Origin of the sequence: Phytohabitans kaempferiae, from assembly GCF_042433955.1 — a bacterium.
GTDB classification, from domain to species: domain Bacteria; phylum Actinomycetota; class Actinomycetes; order Mycobacteriales; family Micromonosporaceae; genus Phytohabitans; species Phytohabitans kaempferiae.
Genome location: NZ_JBHLUH010000073.1, coordinates 46,111 through 61,704, shown reverse-complemented (window position 1 = coordinate 61,704; position 15,594 = coordinate 46,111). Strand labels below are relative to the sequence as shown.

At 70.7% G+C, this 15,594-nt stretch carries 12 protein-coding genes and 1 pseudogene; 12 read left to right on the top strand and 1 reads right to left on the bottom strand.

The genetic code is table 11. The features are described 5' to 3' along the window. Window positions 1–120: 120 nt before the first annotated feature. The 6 genes and pseudogenes from ACFFIA_RS33440 (at window position 121) to ACFFIA_RS33410 (ending at window position 7,220) form a co-directional block, all read left to right on the top strand. Window positions 121–918, top strand: coding sequence for a phosphate ABC transporter ATP-binding protein (locus ACFFIA_RS33440; RefSeq protein WP_446686991.1), 798 nt, complete (start codon window positions 121–123; stop codon window positions 916–918). Between the two features lie 189 nt (window positions 919–1,107). Next, complete coding sequence (locus ACFFIA_RS33435; protein WP_377258796.1) at window positions 1,108–2,316, top strand: Ig-like domain-containing protein; 1,209 nt, start codon at window positions 1,108–1,110, stop codon at window positions 2,314–2,316. A gap of 115 nt (window positions 2,317–2,431) precedes the next feature. Further along, window positions 2,432–3,805, top strand: a complete 1,374-nt coding sequence (locus ACFFIA_RS33430; RefSeq protein WP_377258793.1) for a DUF916 domain-containing protein — start codon at window positions 2,432–2,434, stop codon at window positions 3,803–3,805. Window positions 3,806–3,870: 65 nt separating this feature from the next. Next, window positions 3,871–6,178 (top strand): annotated as a pseudogene (gene dnaG / locus ACFFIA_RS42635) (DNA primase); the annotation flags it as partial. A gap of 74 nt (window positions 6,179–6,252) precedes the next feature. Further along, window positions 6,253–6,711: a DNA primase gene (gene dnaG, locus ACFFIA_RS42630; protein ID WP_512700732.1), complete on the top strand. Its 459-nt coding sequence runs from the start codon at window positions 6,253–6,255 to the stop codon at window positions 6,709–6,711. After that, complete coding sequence (locus ACFFIA_RS33410; protein ID WP_377258790.1) at window positions 6,711–7,220, top strand: hypothetical protein; 510 nt, start codon at window positions 6,711–6,713, stop codon at window positions 7,218–7,220. The genes dnaG (ACFFIA_RS42630) and ACFFIA_RS33410 overlap by 1 nt, the downstream gene beginning before the upstream one ends. A 13-nt stretch (window positions 7,221–7,233) precedes the next feature. On the opposite strand, the gene ACFFIA_RS33405 is transcribed toward ACFFIA_RS33410, so the two are convergent. Continuing rightward, window positions 7,234–8,445: an ROK family transcriptional regulator gene (locus ACFFIA_RS33405; protein ID WP_377258787.1), complete on the bottom strand. Its 1,212-nt coding sequence runs from the start codon at window positions 8,443–8,445 to the stop codon at window positions 7,234–7,236. 113 nt (window positions 8,446–8,558) lie between these two features. On the opposite strand from ACFFIA_RS33405, the gene ACFFIA_RS33400 reads away from it, so the two are divergent. The 6 genes from ACFFIA_RS33400 to ACFFIA_RS33375 all read left to right on the top strand — a co-directional run bounded on the left by ACFFIA_RS33400 (window position 8,559) and on the right by ACFFIA_RS33375 (window position 15,551). Then, window positions 8,559–9,491: an ABC transporter ATP-binding protein gene (locus ACFFIA_RS33400; protein ID WP_377258785.1), complete on the top strand. Its 933-nt coding sequence runs from the start codon at window positions 8,559–8,561 to the stop codon at window positions 9,489–9,491. 73 nt (window positions 9,492–9,564) lie between these two features. Beyond that, window positions 9,565–10,314, top strand: a complete 750-nt coding sequence (locus ACFFIA_RS33395; RefSeq protein WP_377258782.1) for an ABC transporter permease — start codon at window positions 9,565–9,567, stop codon at window positions 10,312–10,314. Window positions 10,315–10,469: 155 nt separating this feature from the next. Beyond that, window positions 10,470–11,276 carry an ABC transporter permease gene (locus ACFFIA_RS33390; protein WP_377258779.1) on the top strand — a complete coding sequence of 269 codons (807 nt, stop codon included), beginning with the start codon at window positions 10,470–10,472 and terminating at the stop codon, window positions 11,274–11,276. A gap of 286 nt (window positions 11,277–11,562) precedes the next feature. Next, window positions 11,563–12,648 carry a sugar phosphate isomerase/epimerase family protein gene (locus ACFFIA_RS33385; protein WP_377258776.1) on the top strand — a complete coding sequence of 362 codons (1,086 nt, stop codon included), beginning with the start codon at window positions 11,563–11,565 and terminating at the stop codon, window positions 12,646–12,648. Window positions 12,649–12,825: 177 nt separating this feature from the next. Further along, complete coding sequence (locus ACFFIA_RS33380; RefSeq protein WP_377258773.1) at window positions 12,826–14,004, top strand: ROK family transcriptional regulator; 1,179 nt, start codon at window positions 12,826–12,828, stop codon at window positions 14,002–14,004. Continuing rightward, complete coding sequence (locus tag ACFFIA_RS33375) at window positions 14,001–15,551, top strand: sugar ABC transporter ATP-binding protein (protein WP_377258770.1); 1,551 nt, start codon at window positions 14,001–14,003, stop codon at window positions 15,549–15,551. Before ACFFIA_RS33380 ends, ACFFIA_RS33375 begins: the two co-directional genes overlap by 4 nt. Window positions 15,552–15,594: the final 43 nt, after the last annotated feature.

Here is a 15,594-nt window from a genome sequence, read left to right as displayed (position 1 = left end):
TCGCACGCACAAGATCCACCATATCGGCCCCAGCGACAGTCCAGAAAGGATTGTGCCGTGACCAAGCTCGACGACTCGACCCTCGTCGACCTGGCCCCGCCGGTCTCCGGCAAGGCCCCCGTGCCCGTGCCGGACGCCACCGGCCTGGCGTCGTTGGACGCGCGGTCCATCTCCGCCTGGTTCGGCGAGCACAAGGTGCTCGACCGAGTCTCGCTGACCATGCCGGCGGGCAAGGTGACCGCGCTGATCGGGCCGTCCGGCTGTGGCAAGTCGACGTTCCTGCGCATCCTGAACCGGATGCACGAGCTGGTGCCGAGCGCGTCACTGGCCGGGAAGGTGCTGCTCGACGGGCGCGACCTCTACTCCGCCGACCGCCGCATCACCGACGCGCGGCGGCAGGTCGGCATGGTCTTCCAGAAGCCGAACCCCTTTCCCGCGATGTCCATCTACGACAACGTGGTCGCCGGGCTCAAGCTCACCGGCACGCGCGTCAGCCGCCGGGAGCGGGACGACCTGGTCGAGGAGACGCTGACGAAGGCGGGACTGTGGAAGGAGGTGCGCGACCGGCTGCGCCAGCCCGGCGGCGCGCTCTCCGGCGGGCAGCAGCAGCGGCTCTGCATCGCGCGTTCGCTGGCCGTACGCCCGCGCGTGCTCCTGATGGACGAGCCGTGCTCCGCGCTCGACCCGACCTCGACGCGGCGCATCGAAGAGACCATCGCCGAGCTCGTGCACGAAGTGACCATCGTGATCGTCACGCACAACATGCAACAGGCGGCGCGCGTATCCGACCTGTGCGCGTTCTTCCTCGCCTCGCAGGGCACGCCCGGCGTCATCGTCGAGCACGGCCCGACGGCGGCGATGTTCGACCATCCGCAGGACCCGCGTACGTCCGACTATGTGCACGGGCGTTTCGGCTGATCCCCCGGTAGTACCCCGAGTGTGTCCTCCGGACCCTTCGCCCGATGAACGGGCACCGAGAATTCGCCTTCCGCACGTTCGGCGGAGACGTTGGCCTGCCTACCGGGTCACGGCTCCTGGAGAGCCTGATGGCCGGCCGGGTCACCAGGACCTGGCCTGAGCATCATCCTCAGCGAGAGGAAGTGATTCATGAGCAAGCGCATGTTCGCCCGCGTTGGCGCGCTGCTCGGTGCGACCGTCATGTCGGCGGGCGTACTCGTGGCGGTCGCGTCGCCCGCGCAGGCGGCGTCGCTCGGCACGATCACGCTGACAGAGACCAATGGCACCGTCGACGCCAACCCGATGTTCACGTCGGCGACGTCCGCGGACCCGTGCCCGACCGGGTACGGGGAGAACGCCGGTCTCCGGGTCGGTCCGGTCGGTGGTCCGTACCAGAACCTCGGCCGCCCGCTGGGCGGCGGCGGGTTCGACCAGGCCGACGTGACGATCGAGCCGAACCGCTCGTTCGCCACGGCGCTGGGCGCGACGCCGGCCCCGGGCAACTACCTGATCATCATCGAGTGCTTCAGCCTCACCGCGGGCCGGCACGCCGACGAGTTCCAGCTCCCGATCGTGGTCGAGGGCTCGAACTGGCGGGTCGACACCGGACCGGTGGCGGAGGCCACGGCGACCGACCTCGCCATCGCGCCGGCCGGCCCGGTCGAGTCCGGCGCCGAGGTCACCCTCACGGCGACCGTGACCCCGGCCGCCGCGACGGGCACGGTCGAGTTCCGCCGGGGCGCCGGCACCGTGATCGGTTCGGCCCCGGTCGCCAGCGGCTCGGCCACGCTCACCACGACGTCGCTGCCGATCGGGACCCACTCGATCACGGCGAGCTTCGTACCGGCCAACGCCTCGGCGTTCCAGCCCTCCGCCTCGTCGGCACAGTCCGTCACGGTGGAGCCCGGTGACGGGCCGTCGGGCCAGCAGGAGATCGTCGCGGACGTCACGCCGGGCGCGTTCAGCCTGGCGGTCGCCGGCAACCAGGCGCTCCTCGCGGGCGGCACCGTCGGTGGCAGCGCGACCGGCGACCTTCAGTCGGCGACGGTCACCGACCTGCGCGGCAGCAACGCCGGCTGGGACCTGACCGGCCAGCTGGAGGACTTCAACACCACGCCGGCCACGACCCCGATCGGGGCCGCGAACCTGACCTGGGCCCCCACGGCGAGCAAGACCAGCGGTTCGGGTTCGGTCAGCGCGGGCACCTCGGCCGACCTCGGTGCGACCCGCACCCTCTGCTCGGCCGCCGCGGCGAGCAGCGCCGGCGTGTTCTCCTGCGGCGCCGGCCTGACCCTGTCGGTGCCGGACACCGCCACGCCGGGCGGCTACGCCGCGACCCTGACCCTGACGCTTGCCTGACCGGAACCCGGTCACGCCCGGCCAACGGGTCGACAGAGGCGGAGGTGCCGTGGGCGCGAGCCTGCGGCGCCTCCGCCGCCTGCCTGCATCCGGACCCCGTCGAGGAGCCCACGCCATGAGCCCTGCCCGCCCCGCTCGCACCCGGCGTTCACTCCGCGCCGGGCTTCTGCTCGCCGCCGTGGCCGTGGTCGCGGCCGGCCTCCCGCCCACCGTCGCGGCCGCCTCCCCGTCCGCGGCCGCACAGGCGCTGCCCGCGACGCCGGTACGGGAGGCGCCCGGGGACGACTACCGGTGGAGCGTGCTGCCGTCCAGCTCGACGGGGCCGACGGTGCGGAGCCGCTTCGAGTACGGCCTCAAGCCCGGCGAGGAGGTCGCCGACTGGCTCGCGGTGAGCAACCTGGGCCGCAAACCGCTGAAAATCAACGTGTACGGCACGGACGCCTTCAACGCGGCCGACGGCGGCTTCGCGCTGCTGCCGGCGAGCGAGCGACCCAAGGACGTGGGCGCCTGGATCTCGCTGCCCGGTCGGGAGTACACGGTGCCGGTGGGCAAGCGCGTGGACATCCCGTTCAAACTGAAGATCCCCGCGAACGCCGAGCCGGGCGACCACATCGGCGGCCTGATCGCCTCCGCCACCGAGACCACCACCAACGCCGAGGGCCAGCAGGTCAACGTCGAACGGCGCGTGGCCGCCCGCGTCTACCTGCGCGTCGACGGCCCGGTGCAGCCCGTGGCGCTGATCACCTCGGTCGACGTCCGTTACGACAACCCGGCCGTACCCTTCGGCGGCGGCGACATGACCGTGACGTACCGGGTCGCCAACGACGGCAACGTCCGCTTCTCCGGCAAGGCGCGCATCCAGGTCAGGGGTCCACTCGGCGTACGCGTGGCGCACACCGAGATGATCGACATCCCCGAGTTGCTGCCCGACTCGGAGGTGCGGATCACCCGCACGCTCGAGGGGGTCTTCCCGGCCGGGCGCCTCACCGCCGAGGTGACCGTCAATCCGCAGACCACCGCCCAGACGCTTCCGTCGATGAGTCAGTCTCACTCGCTGTGGGCGGTCCCATGGCTCATCGTCGTCGTGCTGGTGGCCGCCGCCGCGGTACTCGTGTTGTGGCTCTGGCGCCGCCGCCGCGCCCGGCGCGACGACCTGCCGGTCACCTTCGACCCGATCCCGGCCGAGGCCGGTGCGAAGACCCGCGGCCTGGTGCTGGCGGCCGTGGCACTGTTCGCGGTCGGCGCGCCCGCAGCGATGGACCCGAGCCCGGCCGAGGTCGAGATCCAGGTGTCGATCGGCCCGCGCGCGACACCGTCGGCTTCGCCCAGCCCGTCCCCGTCCCCGACCGCCTCGCCCACACCTCCCGCCAACCCCGGCGGTGACCTGCCTCGCACCGGGCTGGCGATCGGCGCGTTCGTGGCGGTGGGCGCCGCGCTGGTGGGCGGCGGGGCCGGCCTGCGCGTGCTGGCCCGCCGCCGTCCTACCTGACGATCGCGGCGCCTCGCGTGCGCACGCGAGAGGGAGGCGGCGGCCGCCGCGATGGGTGAGGCAGGATGTACGTCATGGCTGGCCGCATCCGAGACGAGGACATCGCGCTGGTCCGCGAGCGCACGGCGATCGCCGACGTCATTTCCGAGCACGTGACGCTCAAGACGGCCGGCGGCGGCAACCTCAAGGGGTTGTGCCCGTTTCACGATGAGAAGACCGCGTCGTTCACCGTGGCCCCCGGGCGAAACGTGTACTTCTGCCTGGCTGGAGACACCCGCGTACTGACGGCGGACGGGGTCCGCGAGATCCGCGACCTGGCGGGCGCGTCGCACCGGGTGCTGACGACGGGCGGGCGGTGGGTGGAGGCGCCCTTCTACTCGTTCGGCGAGCAGCCCGTGGTTCGGTTGCATCTCTCACGAAACGGTCTGAAGAAAACCATCCGCACCACCACCAACCACCGGTGGTTCGTGCGCGGGGGGCAGGGGCGCCGCCGGCACGTCGAGCGGACGACGGCAGACCTGCGCCCTGGCGATCGCCTCGCCCACGCGTACCCGCGGTCGCTGCGTACTCGAGATGGGGGCCACGAACTGCGGCCGTCGCCGTACGGAGTGGCCCGGGGGATAGTGTTCGGCGACGGCACATTGTTCGGCGGAGGGAGCGTGGCGCTCCTCTACGGCGACAAAGACCGAGAACTGCTGAAGTGGTTCCCGCTCAGCCACACGTACCAGCGGGCGGGCGGCCTCGCCGTGACGAACCTGCCCGCCTACTTCAAGGCGGAGTTGCCGCCCCTCGGAGAGAGCCTCTCCTATCTGTTCGGCTGGCTCGCGGGATACTTCGCGGCGGATGGAGACGTCGCGGCCGACGGCTGCATTTCACTCAACTCGACATCACGGCAACACCTGGAGTTCGTCCGGGATCTGTGCACCCGTATCGGCGTGGGCACGTACGGTATCCGTGAGTACATCCGAACCGGATTCAAGGACGTGCTCAGGGCAAACGGTGAATCCGGCTACAAGGGGCCGGTCTATCGCCTGACGCTCATGGGTTCGGATCTGCCGGAGGACTTCTTCCTCCTCGCGGCCCACCGCGAGCGCTTCCTGGCGCATCGTAAGGCGTTCGAGCGGCGGGGTTGGGTCGTCGAGCAGGTCGAAGACCTGGGGGAGGTCGAGGAGGTCTTCTGCCCTGTCGTCGACAAGACCCACGCGTTCGTACTCGAAGACAACATCCTCACGGGTAACTGCCATGGCTGTGGGCAGGGCGGCGACGCCATCAAGTTCCTGATGGACATCGACCACCTCTCGTTCGTGGAGGCGGTCGAGCGGCTGGCCGGGCGGGCCGCCATCCAGCTGCGCTACATCGAGGCCGGGCCGGCGCCGGTGCGTCAGCAGCAGGGGCAGCGGCAGCGTCTGGTGGCGGCGCACGTGGCGGCGGCCGAGTTCTACGCGGAGCAGCTCGGCACGGCGGGCGCGCAGAAGGCGCGTGAGTTCCTGGCCGAGCGGGGCTTCGACCGGGCGACCGCCCAGCAGTACGGCTGTGGCTTCGCCCCCGACGCCTGGGACCACCTCGCCAAGCACCTCCGGCAAAAGGGCTTCAGCCCGCAGGAGCTGATCACGGCGGGGCTCGCGCGGGAGGCGCGCTCCGGTTCGCTCATCGACCGCTTCCGGGGGCGGCTGCTGTGGCCGATCAAAGACCTCACCGGAGACGTGATCGGCTTCGGCGCGCGCAAGCTCTTCGACCAGGATGACGGCCCGAAATACCTCAACACACCCGAGACGCCGATCTACAAGAAGTCGCATGTGCTCTACGGGGTCGACCAGGCCAAGCGGGAGATCGCCAAGCAGGGGCGGGTGGTGATCGTCGAGGGGTACACCGACGTGATGGCCTGCCACCTCGCCGACGTCCCCACGGCGGTGGCGACCTGCGGCACCTCGTTCGGCAGCGACCACATCGGCGTGCTGCGGCGGCTGCTGATGGACACCGACGGCTTCACCGGCGAGATTATTTTCACGTTCGACGGTGACGCGGCGGGGCAGAAGGCGGCGCTGCGCGCGTTCGAGGAAGACCAGAAGTTCGTCGGGCGCACGTTCATCGCGGTGTCGCCGGACAGCATGGACCCCTGCGACCTGCGCCTCGCCAAGGGCGACCTGGCCGTGCGTGACCTGGTCGCGCGGCGCGAGCCGCTGGTCGACTTCGCGCTGCGGCAGGTGCTCTCCCGCCACGACCTCGACACCGTGGAGGGCCGGGTCGACGCGATGCGCCGGGCCGCGCCGCTGGTGGCGAAGATCAAAGACCGGGAAAAGCGCCCCGAGTACGTCCGCAAGCTCGCCGGCGACCTCGGCATGGAGATCGAGCCGGTGCAGCGCGCGGTGGCGGCCGCCTCGGGACGGGCCGAGCCCGCGCCGGGGCGCCCGGCGCCGGTGGAGTCCTCTGTAGACAGTCCACAGGTGATGGTCGAGCGGGAGTGCCTGAAGCTGGCCCTGCAGATGCCGGCGCTGGCCGGGCCGATGTTCGACGCGCTGGACGCCGAGGTCTACCGCCATCCGGTACACATGGCGATCCGCGAGGCCATCACCGCCGCGGGCGGTGCGGCGTCCGCGGTGGCCGGGGCCGTCTGGATCGAGGGGGTACGCGACGAGTGCGCCGACCTCGCCGGGAAGGCGCTCGTCGGCGAGCTGGCGGTCGAGCCGCTGCGGATCGACGGGGAGCCCGACCCGCGCTACGTCTCGGTCACGCTCGCCCGCCTCCAGCACGGCTCGGTGGCGACCCGGGTTCGTGAGCTGAAGTCGAAGGTGCAGCGGGTCAACCCGGTGACCAACAAAGACGAGTACCTCGCGCTCGCCGGGGAACTCTTTTCGCTGGAGCAGCACGCCCGGGCGCTGCGCGAGCAGGCGGTTGGTGGACTCTGATGGCTCTCTTCCGGCGCAAGCCCAAGCTCCCCGCCGACCGGCGCCCGGCGCTGGAGTCCGACGAGCGGATCGTGGCGTGGGCGACCGCCGCCGCCGGCAGTGTGGTGGTGGCGACCAACCGGGGCCTGTGGCTGCCCGGGCTGCACCGGCTCGGCTGGCACGAGATCCACAAGGCGGTCTGGTCGGGGCGCGAGCTGGTGGTCACGCCCGCGGCGGTGGTGGGCGAGCGCCCCGGGTACGCCCTCGTCGCCGACCAGCCGATCCTCTCCACGCTGCTGCTCGAGCCGCGCGAGGTGCCAGACCAGGTGCGCACGCGGGTGACCCGCTCGGTGGCGTACACCGAACATCACCCGCTGCCCGAGGGCGGGGGAGTGCGGGTCGTGGCGCGGCGGGTGAGCGGCGTCGACGGCCTGACCTGGACGGTCCGCTACGACCCTGGCACGCCGCCGGACGAGGCGGTGGTCGACGAGCTGGTCGCGGCCGCGCAGGCGACATCGACGCCAGACTGATCGCGCTGGCGGGTCAGGCCATGCGCACGGCGTGGCGTACGCCCGAGTCGTGGCAGATGTGGTCACTGATCATGCGGGCCGCGCCGACCAGGCCGGCCTCGTCGCCCATCTCCGAGAGCGCGATCGGCATGTCGCCGGTGGCGAGGGGGAGCGACGAGCGGTAGACCACCGAGCGGATCTCGGCGAGCAGCGCGTGACCGATGCCCGCGACCCCGCCGCCGATCACGACCAGGCCGGGGTTGAAGAAGCTCACCAGCCCGGCGAGCACCTGCCCGACCCGGCGGGCGCCGTCGCGGACCATGCCCATCGCGTACGGATCGCCGTCCGCGGCGGCCGTCGAGACGTCGACCGGGCCGACCGAGCCGTGCTCGCGCAGGCGGTCGGCGAGGTGGGGGGAGCGGCCGGAGCGGGCGGCGGCAAGTGCGTCCCGGGTCAGCGCCGCCCCGCCGAAGAACGCCTCCAGGCAGCCGGTGTTGCCGCACACGCAGACCGGCCCGTTGTGGTCGACGGAGGTGTGGCCGATGTCGCCGGCGCTGCCGGTGGCGCCCCGGTAGACCTCGCCGGCGGCGACGATGCCGCATCCGATGCCCGCGCCGATCTTGACGAACAGGAAGTCTTCGAACGAGCGGGCGATCCCGGCGTGCATCTCGCCGAGCGCCATGATGTTGACGTCGTTGTCGACGAGCACCGGGCAGCTCAGCTCGGCGGCCAGCGTCTCGCGTACCGGAAACCGGTGCCACCCCGGCATGAACGGCGGCGACACCGGCATGCCCTCGCGAAAGCTGACCGGCCCGGGGATGCCCACGCCAGCGCCGGTGAACCGCGTGGTGACGGTCTCCACGCGCAGCTTGTTGATCAGCTCGAGTGCCTGGCCGATCACGGCCACCGGCCCCTTGCGCAGGTCGGTGCGCTCGGTGACCCGTCCGAGGATGCGCATCTCACCGTCGGTGACCGCGAGGTCGAGTGTGGTCGCGCCGATGTCGATGCCGAGGAAGCGGGTCGCCGCGGCGATCCGGACGACCGACGAGCGCCGCCCGCCCCGGGAGGCGGCGGGTCCGGCGGTGTCGACCAGGCCGCGGTCGATGAGCCGGTCGATCTCCACCGCCAGCTTGGACCGGGACAGGCCCACCGCGTCGACGAGCTCGGCGCGGGAGCGGGGCCCGCCGTCGCGCAGGAGACGAAGGACCGCCGCCTGGTGCTGATTGTCGGGCCACACTCCAACCATTCGGCCAAGATAGCGCAAAGTTTGTTCGATACCGAGGGAACTTTCTCCGAAGACATCAAAAGTCTTCGAAAAACGGCTGGGAGGTTGTCACAGGGCGGGTTTAGGGTGCCGGCGTGGCTACAGTCCAACCACTCATCCAAGCGCGGGGGCTGGTGAAGCGGTTCGGCGACTTCACGGCCGTCGATGGCATCGACGTCGACGTGCAGCCGGGGGAGGCGTTCGGCTTCCTGGGGCCCAACGGCGCCGGCAAGAGCTCGACGATGCGCATGATCGGCTGCGTCTCCCCACCGACCGGCGGCACGCTGCGGATCCTCGGCAAGGATCCGACGCGTGAGGGTCCGGCCATCCGCGCCCGGCTCGGCGTCTGCCCCCAGCTCGACAACCTCGACCCCGAGCTGACCGTCCGGGAAAATCTGACCACCTACGCGCGCTACTTCGGCATCCCGCGCCGGGTCGCCCGCGAGCGCGCCGCCGAGCTGCTCGACTTCGTCCAGCTCGCCGAGCGGGCCGGCAGCAAGGTCGAGCCCCTCTCCGGCGGCATGAAGCGACGGCTCACGATCGCCCGCGCGCTGGTCAACGAGCCCGACATCGTGCTGCTCGACGAGCCCACCACCGGCCTCGACCCGCAGGCTCGCCACCTGGTTTGGGAGCGGCTGTTCCGGCTCAAGCAGCAGGGCGTGACGCTGGTGCTCACCACGCACTACATGGACGAGGCCGAGCAGCTCTGCGACCGCCTCGTCGTGATGGACGGCGGCCGCATCGTGGCCGAGGGCTCACCGCGCGAGCTGATCGAGCGCTACTCCACGCGCGAGGTGGTGGAGCTGCGCTTCGTCGCCGAGTCGCAGGAGGATTTCGCCGGCAAGCTGGCCGGCCTCGGCGAGCGGATCGAGGTGCTGCCCGACCGCATCCTGCTCTACGTCGGCGACGGCGACGCCGCGGTCGCCGACGTGCACGGCCGCGGGCTCACGCCGGCCAGCGTGCTGGTGCGCCGCAGCTCGCTGGAGGACGTCTTCCTCCACCTGACCGGTCGCACGTTGGTCGACTAATGAGCGGGAGTCGTGAGGCTACGGGCCTCGGCCACAGCGGCGGATGAGCGCCGAGCGACGGAGCGGGGTAGGCATGACCGCGGTCTTTGAGTTCTGGCTGGTCACGTACAAGCGAGTGTGGCGGGGCAGCGCGCTTTCCACGTTCGTGCTGCCGCTGCTCACGGTGCTCGGCTTCGGCCTCGGCGTGGGGGAGTACGTCGACGGGGGCATCGGCGGCGTGCGCTACCTCGACTGGATCGTCCCCGGGCTGATCGCGTCGACGGTCATGCAGGTGGCCCTCTTCGAGTCGACCTGGCCGGTGCTGAGCAACTTCAACTGGGTCCGCACGTACGAGGGGCAGGCCGCCACACCGGTGCGCCTCGACGACATCCTCGGCGGCAACCTGCTCTACGTGCTCTTCCGGGCGCTGACCGGCGCGGTGGCGTTCCTGCTGGTGGCGCTCGCGTTCGGCGCGGTGCACTCGTGGTGGGCGCTGGCGGTGCTGCCGGTGTCGCTGCTGCTCGCGCTGGCCTTCGCGGCGCCCACGTTCGCCTACAGTTCCTCGGTCACGAGCGACAGCTACCTGGCGCTGCTCTTCCGGTTCGCGGTGATCCCGATGTCGCTCTTCGCCGGCGTGTTCTTCCCGGTGGAGTCGCTGCCGGTGGGGCTGCGCTGGCTGGCGTACGCGTCGCCGCTGTGGCACGGCGTCGACCTGTCCCGGGCCGCCACGCTCGGCGTGCCCGCCGACTGGTCGGTGCCGGGCCACCTGCTCTACCTGGCCATCTGGGCGGCCGGCGGCTACGCGATCGCCCGCTTCCGGTTCAAGAAGCGCTTGGTGATCTGAGCACTGAGCGCGAGGAGTGAGCTTCGACGGCCTGCGAGCCCCGCAGTCGCGAACGAAAGGTAAGCACTGTGAGCGCGAGGAGTGAGCTTCGACGGTCTGTGGGCGGTCGCGGACGCCCGCCTGCGAGCCCCGCAGTCGTGAACGAGAGGTAAGCAATGGTCGCGTTGGTGCTGCCCCGGCTGTTGAGCTTCGAGGGGGCCGGCCGGCGTTCGGCGTCGGTCGCCGAGCGCAACGTCGCCGCGCTCAAGTCGGCGTACTGGGTCGTGATGATCTCGGGCTTCTTCGAGCCGTTGCTCTACCTGCTCGCGATCGGTGTCGGCGTGGGCGGCCTGATCGGCGACCTCACGCTGCCCGGCGGGCAGGTGATCGAGTACGCCGCCTTCGTCGCGCCCGCGATGCTCGCCGCCTCGGCCATGTCCGGCGCGCTGTCGGAGACCTTCAACTTCTTCGGGAAGATGAAGTTCATGAAGCTGTACGACGGGGTGCTCGCCACCCCCGTGCAGCCCTTCGAGATCGCGCTCGGTGAGCTGGCCTGGGCGATGGTGCGCGGCTCGCTCTACTCGGCCGCGTTCCTGGTCGTGATGGTGGCGCTCGACCTGACCACGGCGATGCGGGCGCTGGTGTCGTTCCCGGCGGCGGTGCTGGTCGGCTTCGCGTTCGGCGCGCTGGGCATGGCGGTCGTCACGTTCATGCGCGGCTGGCAAGACTTCGACCTGATGGGTTCGGCGCAGTTCGCCCTCTTTCTCTTCTCCGGCACGTTCGTACCGGCCGAGTCGTACCCGGTGGTGCTGCGCTGGATCGTCGAGGTGACCCCGCTCTACCGCTCGGTCGAGCTGCTGCGCGGCATCAGCACCGGCACGCTCGGCGCGAGCGGCTGGCTCGACGTGGCGTACCTGCTGGCGGTGATGGCGCTCGGCCTCTTCGTCGTTTCGCGGAGGATGGCGAAGTTGCTGTGCAAGTGACCGGGTAGAGAGCGCTTTCTCGTGCACTACGCAAATCTTTCGTTCGTGCGATCAAAAGTTTGTTGCTTTGGGGACTATCTTTCGGCGACCCCGAGGGGCTAGCGTCTGCTCTCAGGCGTAACACGTGAGACACAAACGGTTCTGAGTCCCCTATTCCCGCAGGTCCGGCGCGTCGGCGGCGCTGGTCTGGGTCGTCCGCACCCTCTCTCCCGTTCATACGTCCTAATCACCTCTGCTCTCGTCGTCGACGGCGGTCCCCGGCCGCCGAAGAAAGGTGGAGAAGGCAATGACCGAGCCACAGTCCAAGAAGGCGCTCACCCGCCGCCGTCTGCTCCAGGCATCGGCCGGCGCGGCCGCGGCGCTCGGTGCCGCCGGCCTGCCCGTGCTCCAGACCGGCTCGCCGGCGCTCGGTGACAAGAAGATCACGGTCGAGCCCCTCATCCCGCACCAGAACCGCGGCATCATCCTGTACAGCGTGCGCGATCGGATCAGCGCGGCGCCCGACGACAGCGGCGTGCCATACGGCTTCGAGCGGGTCCTCGCCCGGCTCGCCGAGATCGGATACAAGGAGATCGAGTTCGCCGGCTACAACCAGCACACCTCGATCCTGGGGCGCCAGATCACGCCGGCCGAGATCCGCAAGATCCTGGACGACAACGGCCTGGTGGCCAACGGCACGCACACGCAGATCCGGGCCGACACGTTCCAGCAGCAGCTGGACATCGCCGAAGAGCTTGGCATGAAGAACATCGGCACCGGCTCCGACCCGACCAACAGCGCCTACCAGGCCGACTGGGATGCCGCCGCGGACACCTGGAACGAGCTGGGTCGCCAGGCGAAGGAACGGAAGATGCGGCTGTACACGCACAATCACGACGCGGCGTACAGCTTCCTGCTCGACTCCGGCCCGCTCGACGCCAACGGGCGGCCCACTGCCTCGTCCGGCGTGCGCCGCCTGGAGTACTTCTTCGCCAAGACCGACCCGAAGTACGTCTACTTCGAGTTCGACATCTACTGGGGTTACGTGGCCCGGTTCAAGCACCGCACCTACACGAACTCCCGGGGCCAGGTGAGGACGGACATCTTCGACCCGATCCTCAACGTGGCCAACCGGACCAAGCGCTTCCCGCTCTTCCATGCCAAGGACGGTGACCGCGCGCCGGAGCAGGCGAACGGGCACGTGATGACGCCGCTGGGCGAGGGCGACATCAACTTCCAGCAGTTCTTCGAGGTCATCGGGGAGCAGGACTTCCACCACGCCAACTGGGAGCAGGACACCGCGCCCGGTGGCACGGCCAACCCCGGCCAGTCGCTGGAGTTCGCGGACCTCAGCTACCGCAATATGTCCGAATTGACCATCTACAAGCGATAACAAGGTGGTGATCGGGGCGTCTTGTGGGGCGTCCCGATCACAACTTCTGCTGACTTCGCAAAAAGTTGTGTTGCAGTACGAGTAAAGGTCTGGACATTGGGAGCGGAAGGCTCTTAGTGTGTCGGGCACAACACGCCGACGTTGCGTCGATGTGAACCTCTTCCGAGGGAGGGTTCCGTGCGTACGGCCGAACCTCTGCACCTGCGCCTTCTCCGCCTGCTGCGCGACCATGGCACGATCTCCCGCGCCGAGCTCGCCGACCGGCTGGAGATCCCGCGCCCCCGGCTACTGGGCGAGATCGACCGGCTGGTCGCGCTCGGCTACGTGGCCGAGGCCGGGATGGCGGCCTCCCGCGGCGGCCGGCGCTCCACACTTGTCGAGCTCAACCCGCGCCTGCGCTTCGCCGCGGTCGACCTGGGCGCCAGCTCGGTCGACGTCGAGGTGACCAACGGGCGGCTGGAGCCGGTCGCGGCGTACACCGAGAGCGCTGACATCCGCTCCGGCCCCAAGGTGATCCTCCAGCGGGTCAACGAGCTGCTCGCCAAGGCCAAAGTGGACGGTGCGTACGAGAAGCTGGACGCGGTCGGCATCGGCGTCCCCGGGCCGGTGAGCTTCCGCGACGGCGTGCCGGTCTCGCCCCCGATCATGCCGGGCTGGGATCGCTTCCCGGTGCGCGAGCTGCTCACCCGCGAGCACGGTTGCCCGGCCGTGGTCGACAACGACGTCAACATCATGGCGGTCGGCGAGCGGCACGGCGGCGTGGCCCACTCGGTCGACGACTTCCTCTTCGTGAAGATCGGCACCGGCATCGGCTGCGGCATCTACCTCAGCGGCGAGGTCTACAGGGGCACCGACGGTTGCGCCGGCGACATCGGCCACATCCAGGTCGACTCGCACGGTCCGATGTGCACCTGCGGCAACGTGGGCTGCCTCGAGGCGCTCTTCAGTGGCGCCGCGCTGGCCAAGGACGCCACGCTCGCCGCGCGCAACGGCACCTCGCCGGCGCTTGTCGACCGGCTCGCGGCCAACGGCACGGTGACCGCACGCGATGTCGCCGAGGCGGCCAGCGAGGGCGACGTCACCTGCATCCGCCTCATCCGCGACGGGGGGAGGCGGATCGGTGGCGTGCTCGCCGGGCTGGTCAGCTTCGCCAACCCGTCGATGATCGTGATCGGCGGCGGGCTCGCCCACCTCGGGCACATCCTGCTCGCCGAGATCCGCAGCGTGGTCTACCGCCGTTCGCTTCCGCTGGCGACCGGCAACCTCCCGGTCGTCCTCTCCGAGCTGGGGCCGAGGGCCGGTGTCACCGGCGCCGCGGTGCTCGCCAGCGACGTGGCATTCGAGCAGGCGTCATGACCGAGCACAACGAGACCGAGACCCCGGGCGCGGAAGTCGTCCTCCGCCTCACCGACGTGGTCAAGACCTTCCCCGGCGTACGCGCGCTCGACGGCGTGCAGCTCGAGGTGCGCGCCGGCGAGGTGCACTGCCTCCTCGGGCAGAACGGCGCCGGCAAGTCGACCCTCATCAAGGTGCTCGCCGGCGTGCACCGCCCGGACGAGGGCCAGATCGAGTGGCTCGGCCAGGACTTCGCGCCGGCCAATCCGCAGGCCGCGATGAAGGCCGGCATCGCCACCATCTACCAGGAGCTCGACCTCGTCGAAGACCTCTCGGTGGGTGAGAACGCGTTTCTCGGCCACGAGCCGAAGGTGCTGGGCTTCGTGCGGCGCGGCCACATGGCCCGCCGCACGCGGGAGATCCTGGGCGGGCTGGGGCACGCCGAGATCCCGCCCACGCGCCTGGTGCGCTCGCTGCCGGCGGCCGGCAAGCAGGTCGTCAGCATGGCCCGCGCGCTCTCCCACGACGCCCGCCTGATCATCATGGACGAGCCGAGCGCGGTGCTCGCCCACGACGAGGTGGGCAACCTCTTCCGCATCATCCGCGGCCTCACCGCCAAGGGCATCGCGGTCATCTACATCTCGCACCGGCTGGAGGAGATCCGCGAGATCGGCGACCGGGTGACCGTACTCAAGGACGGCCGCACCACCGCGGCCAACCTGCCGGCCCGCACCACGCCGACCCGCGACCTGGTCAGCCGGATGACCGGCCGCACCATCGAGTACGTCTTCCCGGAGCCGGCCCCCGCCGTCAGCGGCGCCGAGGAGCTGCTGCGCGTGGAGGGGCTGACCCGCTCCGGCGAGTTCGCCGACATCTCGCTCAGCGTCCACAGTGGTGAGATCGTGGGCATCGCCGGCCTGGTCGGCTCCGGCCGCTCCGAGCTGCTGGAGACCATCTTCGGCGCCCGCCGCGCGGAGGCGGGCAGCGTGCGCATGGGCGGCAAGGTGCTGCGGCCGGGGAGCGTGAGCGCGGCGGTCCGCGCCGGGCTGGGGATGGCCCCCGAGGAGCGCAAGAGCCAGGCGCTGCTGCTCGGTGAGCCGATCTACCGCAACGTGACGCTCTCCACGTTCAGCGACTACGCCCGCGTCGGCTTCACCAACGCCGGCCGCGAGGTGGAGGAGGCCAACCGGATCGCGGAGCGGCTCGACCTGCGCCCGCGCGACGTGCGCCGGGCCGTACGCACGCTCTCCGGCGGCAACCAGCAGAAGGTGGTCGTGGGGCGCTGGCTGCTCGGCGACACGCGGTTGCTGCTGCTCGACGAGCCCACGCGAGGCGTCGACGTGGGCGCGCGGGCCGAGCTCTACCAGGTGATCCGCGACCTGGCCGCCCAGGGCGTGGGCGTGCTGCTGGTCTCCAGCGAGGTGCCCGAGGTGCTGGGGCTGGCGGATCGCGTGCTGGTCATGCGGGAAGGCCGCGTGGTCCGCGAGGCGCCGGCCGGGGAGATCGACGAAGACACCGTGCTTGACCTCGTGATGGCGGGTTCGTTGCAAGTTGAGGAGGCGGTCTGACTGTGAGCGCGAGGACGAGCGTTCTGGGTCGGCGGCGCCTTGT

What these genes read in the sequence shown, in the direction of transcription:
- ACFFIA_RS33435 (WP_377258796.1), top strand. Translation starts at nt 1,108, where the DNA reads ATGAGCAAGCGCATGTTCGCCCGCGTTGGCGCGCTGCTCGGTGCGACC.
- ACFFIA_RS33430 (WP_377258793.1), top strand. Translation starts at nt 2,432, where the DNA reads ATGAGCCCTGCCCGCCCCGCTCGCACCCGGCGTTCACTCCGCGCCGGG.
- dnaG (WP_512700732.1), top strand. Translation starts at nt 6,253, where the DNA reads ATGGTCGAGCGGGAGTGCCTGAAGCTGGCCCTGCAGATGCCGGCGCTG.
- ACFFIA_RS33410 (WP_377258790.1), top strand. Translation starts at nt 6,711, where the DNA reads ATGGCTCTCTTCCGGCGCAAGCCCAAGCTCCCCGCCGACCGGCGCCCG.
- ACFFIA_RS33405 (WP_377258787.1), bottom strand. Translation starts at nt 8,445, where the DNA reads ATGGTTGGAGTGTGGCCCGACAATCAGCACCAGGCGGCGGTCCTTCGT.
- ACFFIA_RS33395 (WP_377258782.1), top strand. Translation starts at nt 9,565, where the DNA reads ATGACCGCGGTCTTTGAGTTCTGGCTGGTCACGTACAAGCGAGTGTGG.
- ACFFIA_RS33390 (WP_377258779.1), top strand. Translation starts at nt 10,470, where the DNA reads ATGGTCGCGTTGGTGCTGCCCCGGCTGTTGAGCTTCGAGGGGGCCGGC.
- ACFFIA_RS33385 (WP_377258776.1), top strand. Translation starts at nt 11,563, where the DNA reads ATGACCGAGCCACAGTCCAAGAAGGCGCTCACCCGCCGCCGTCTGCTC.
- ACFFIA_RS33375 (WP_377258770.1), top strand. Translation starts at nt 14,001, where the DNA reads ATGACCGAGCACAACGAGACCGAGACCCCGGGCGCGGAAGTCGTCCTC.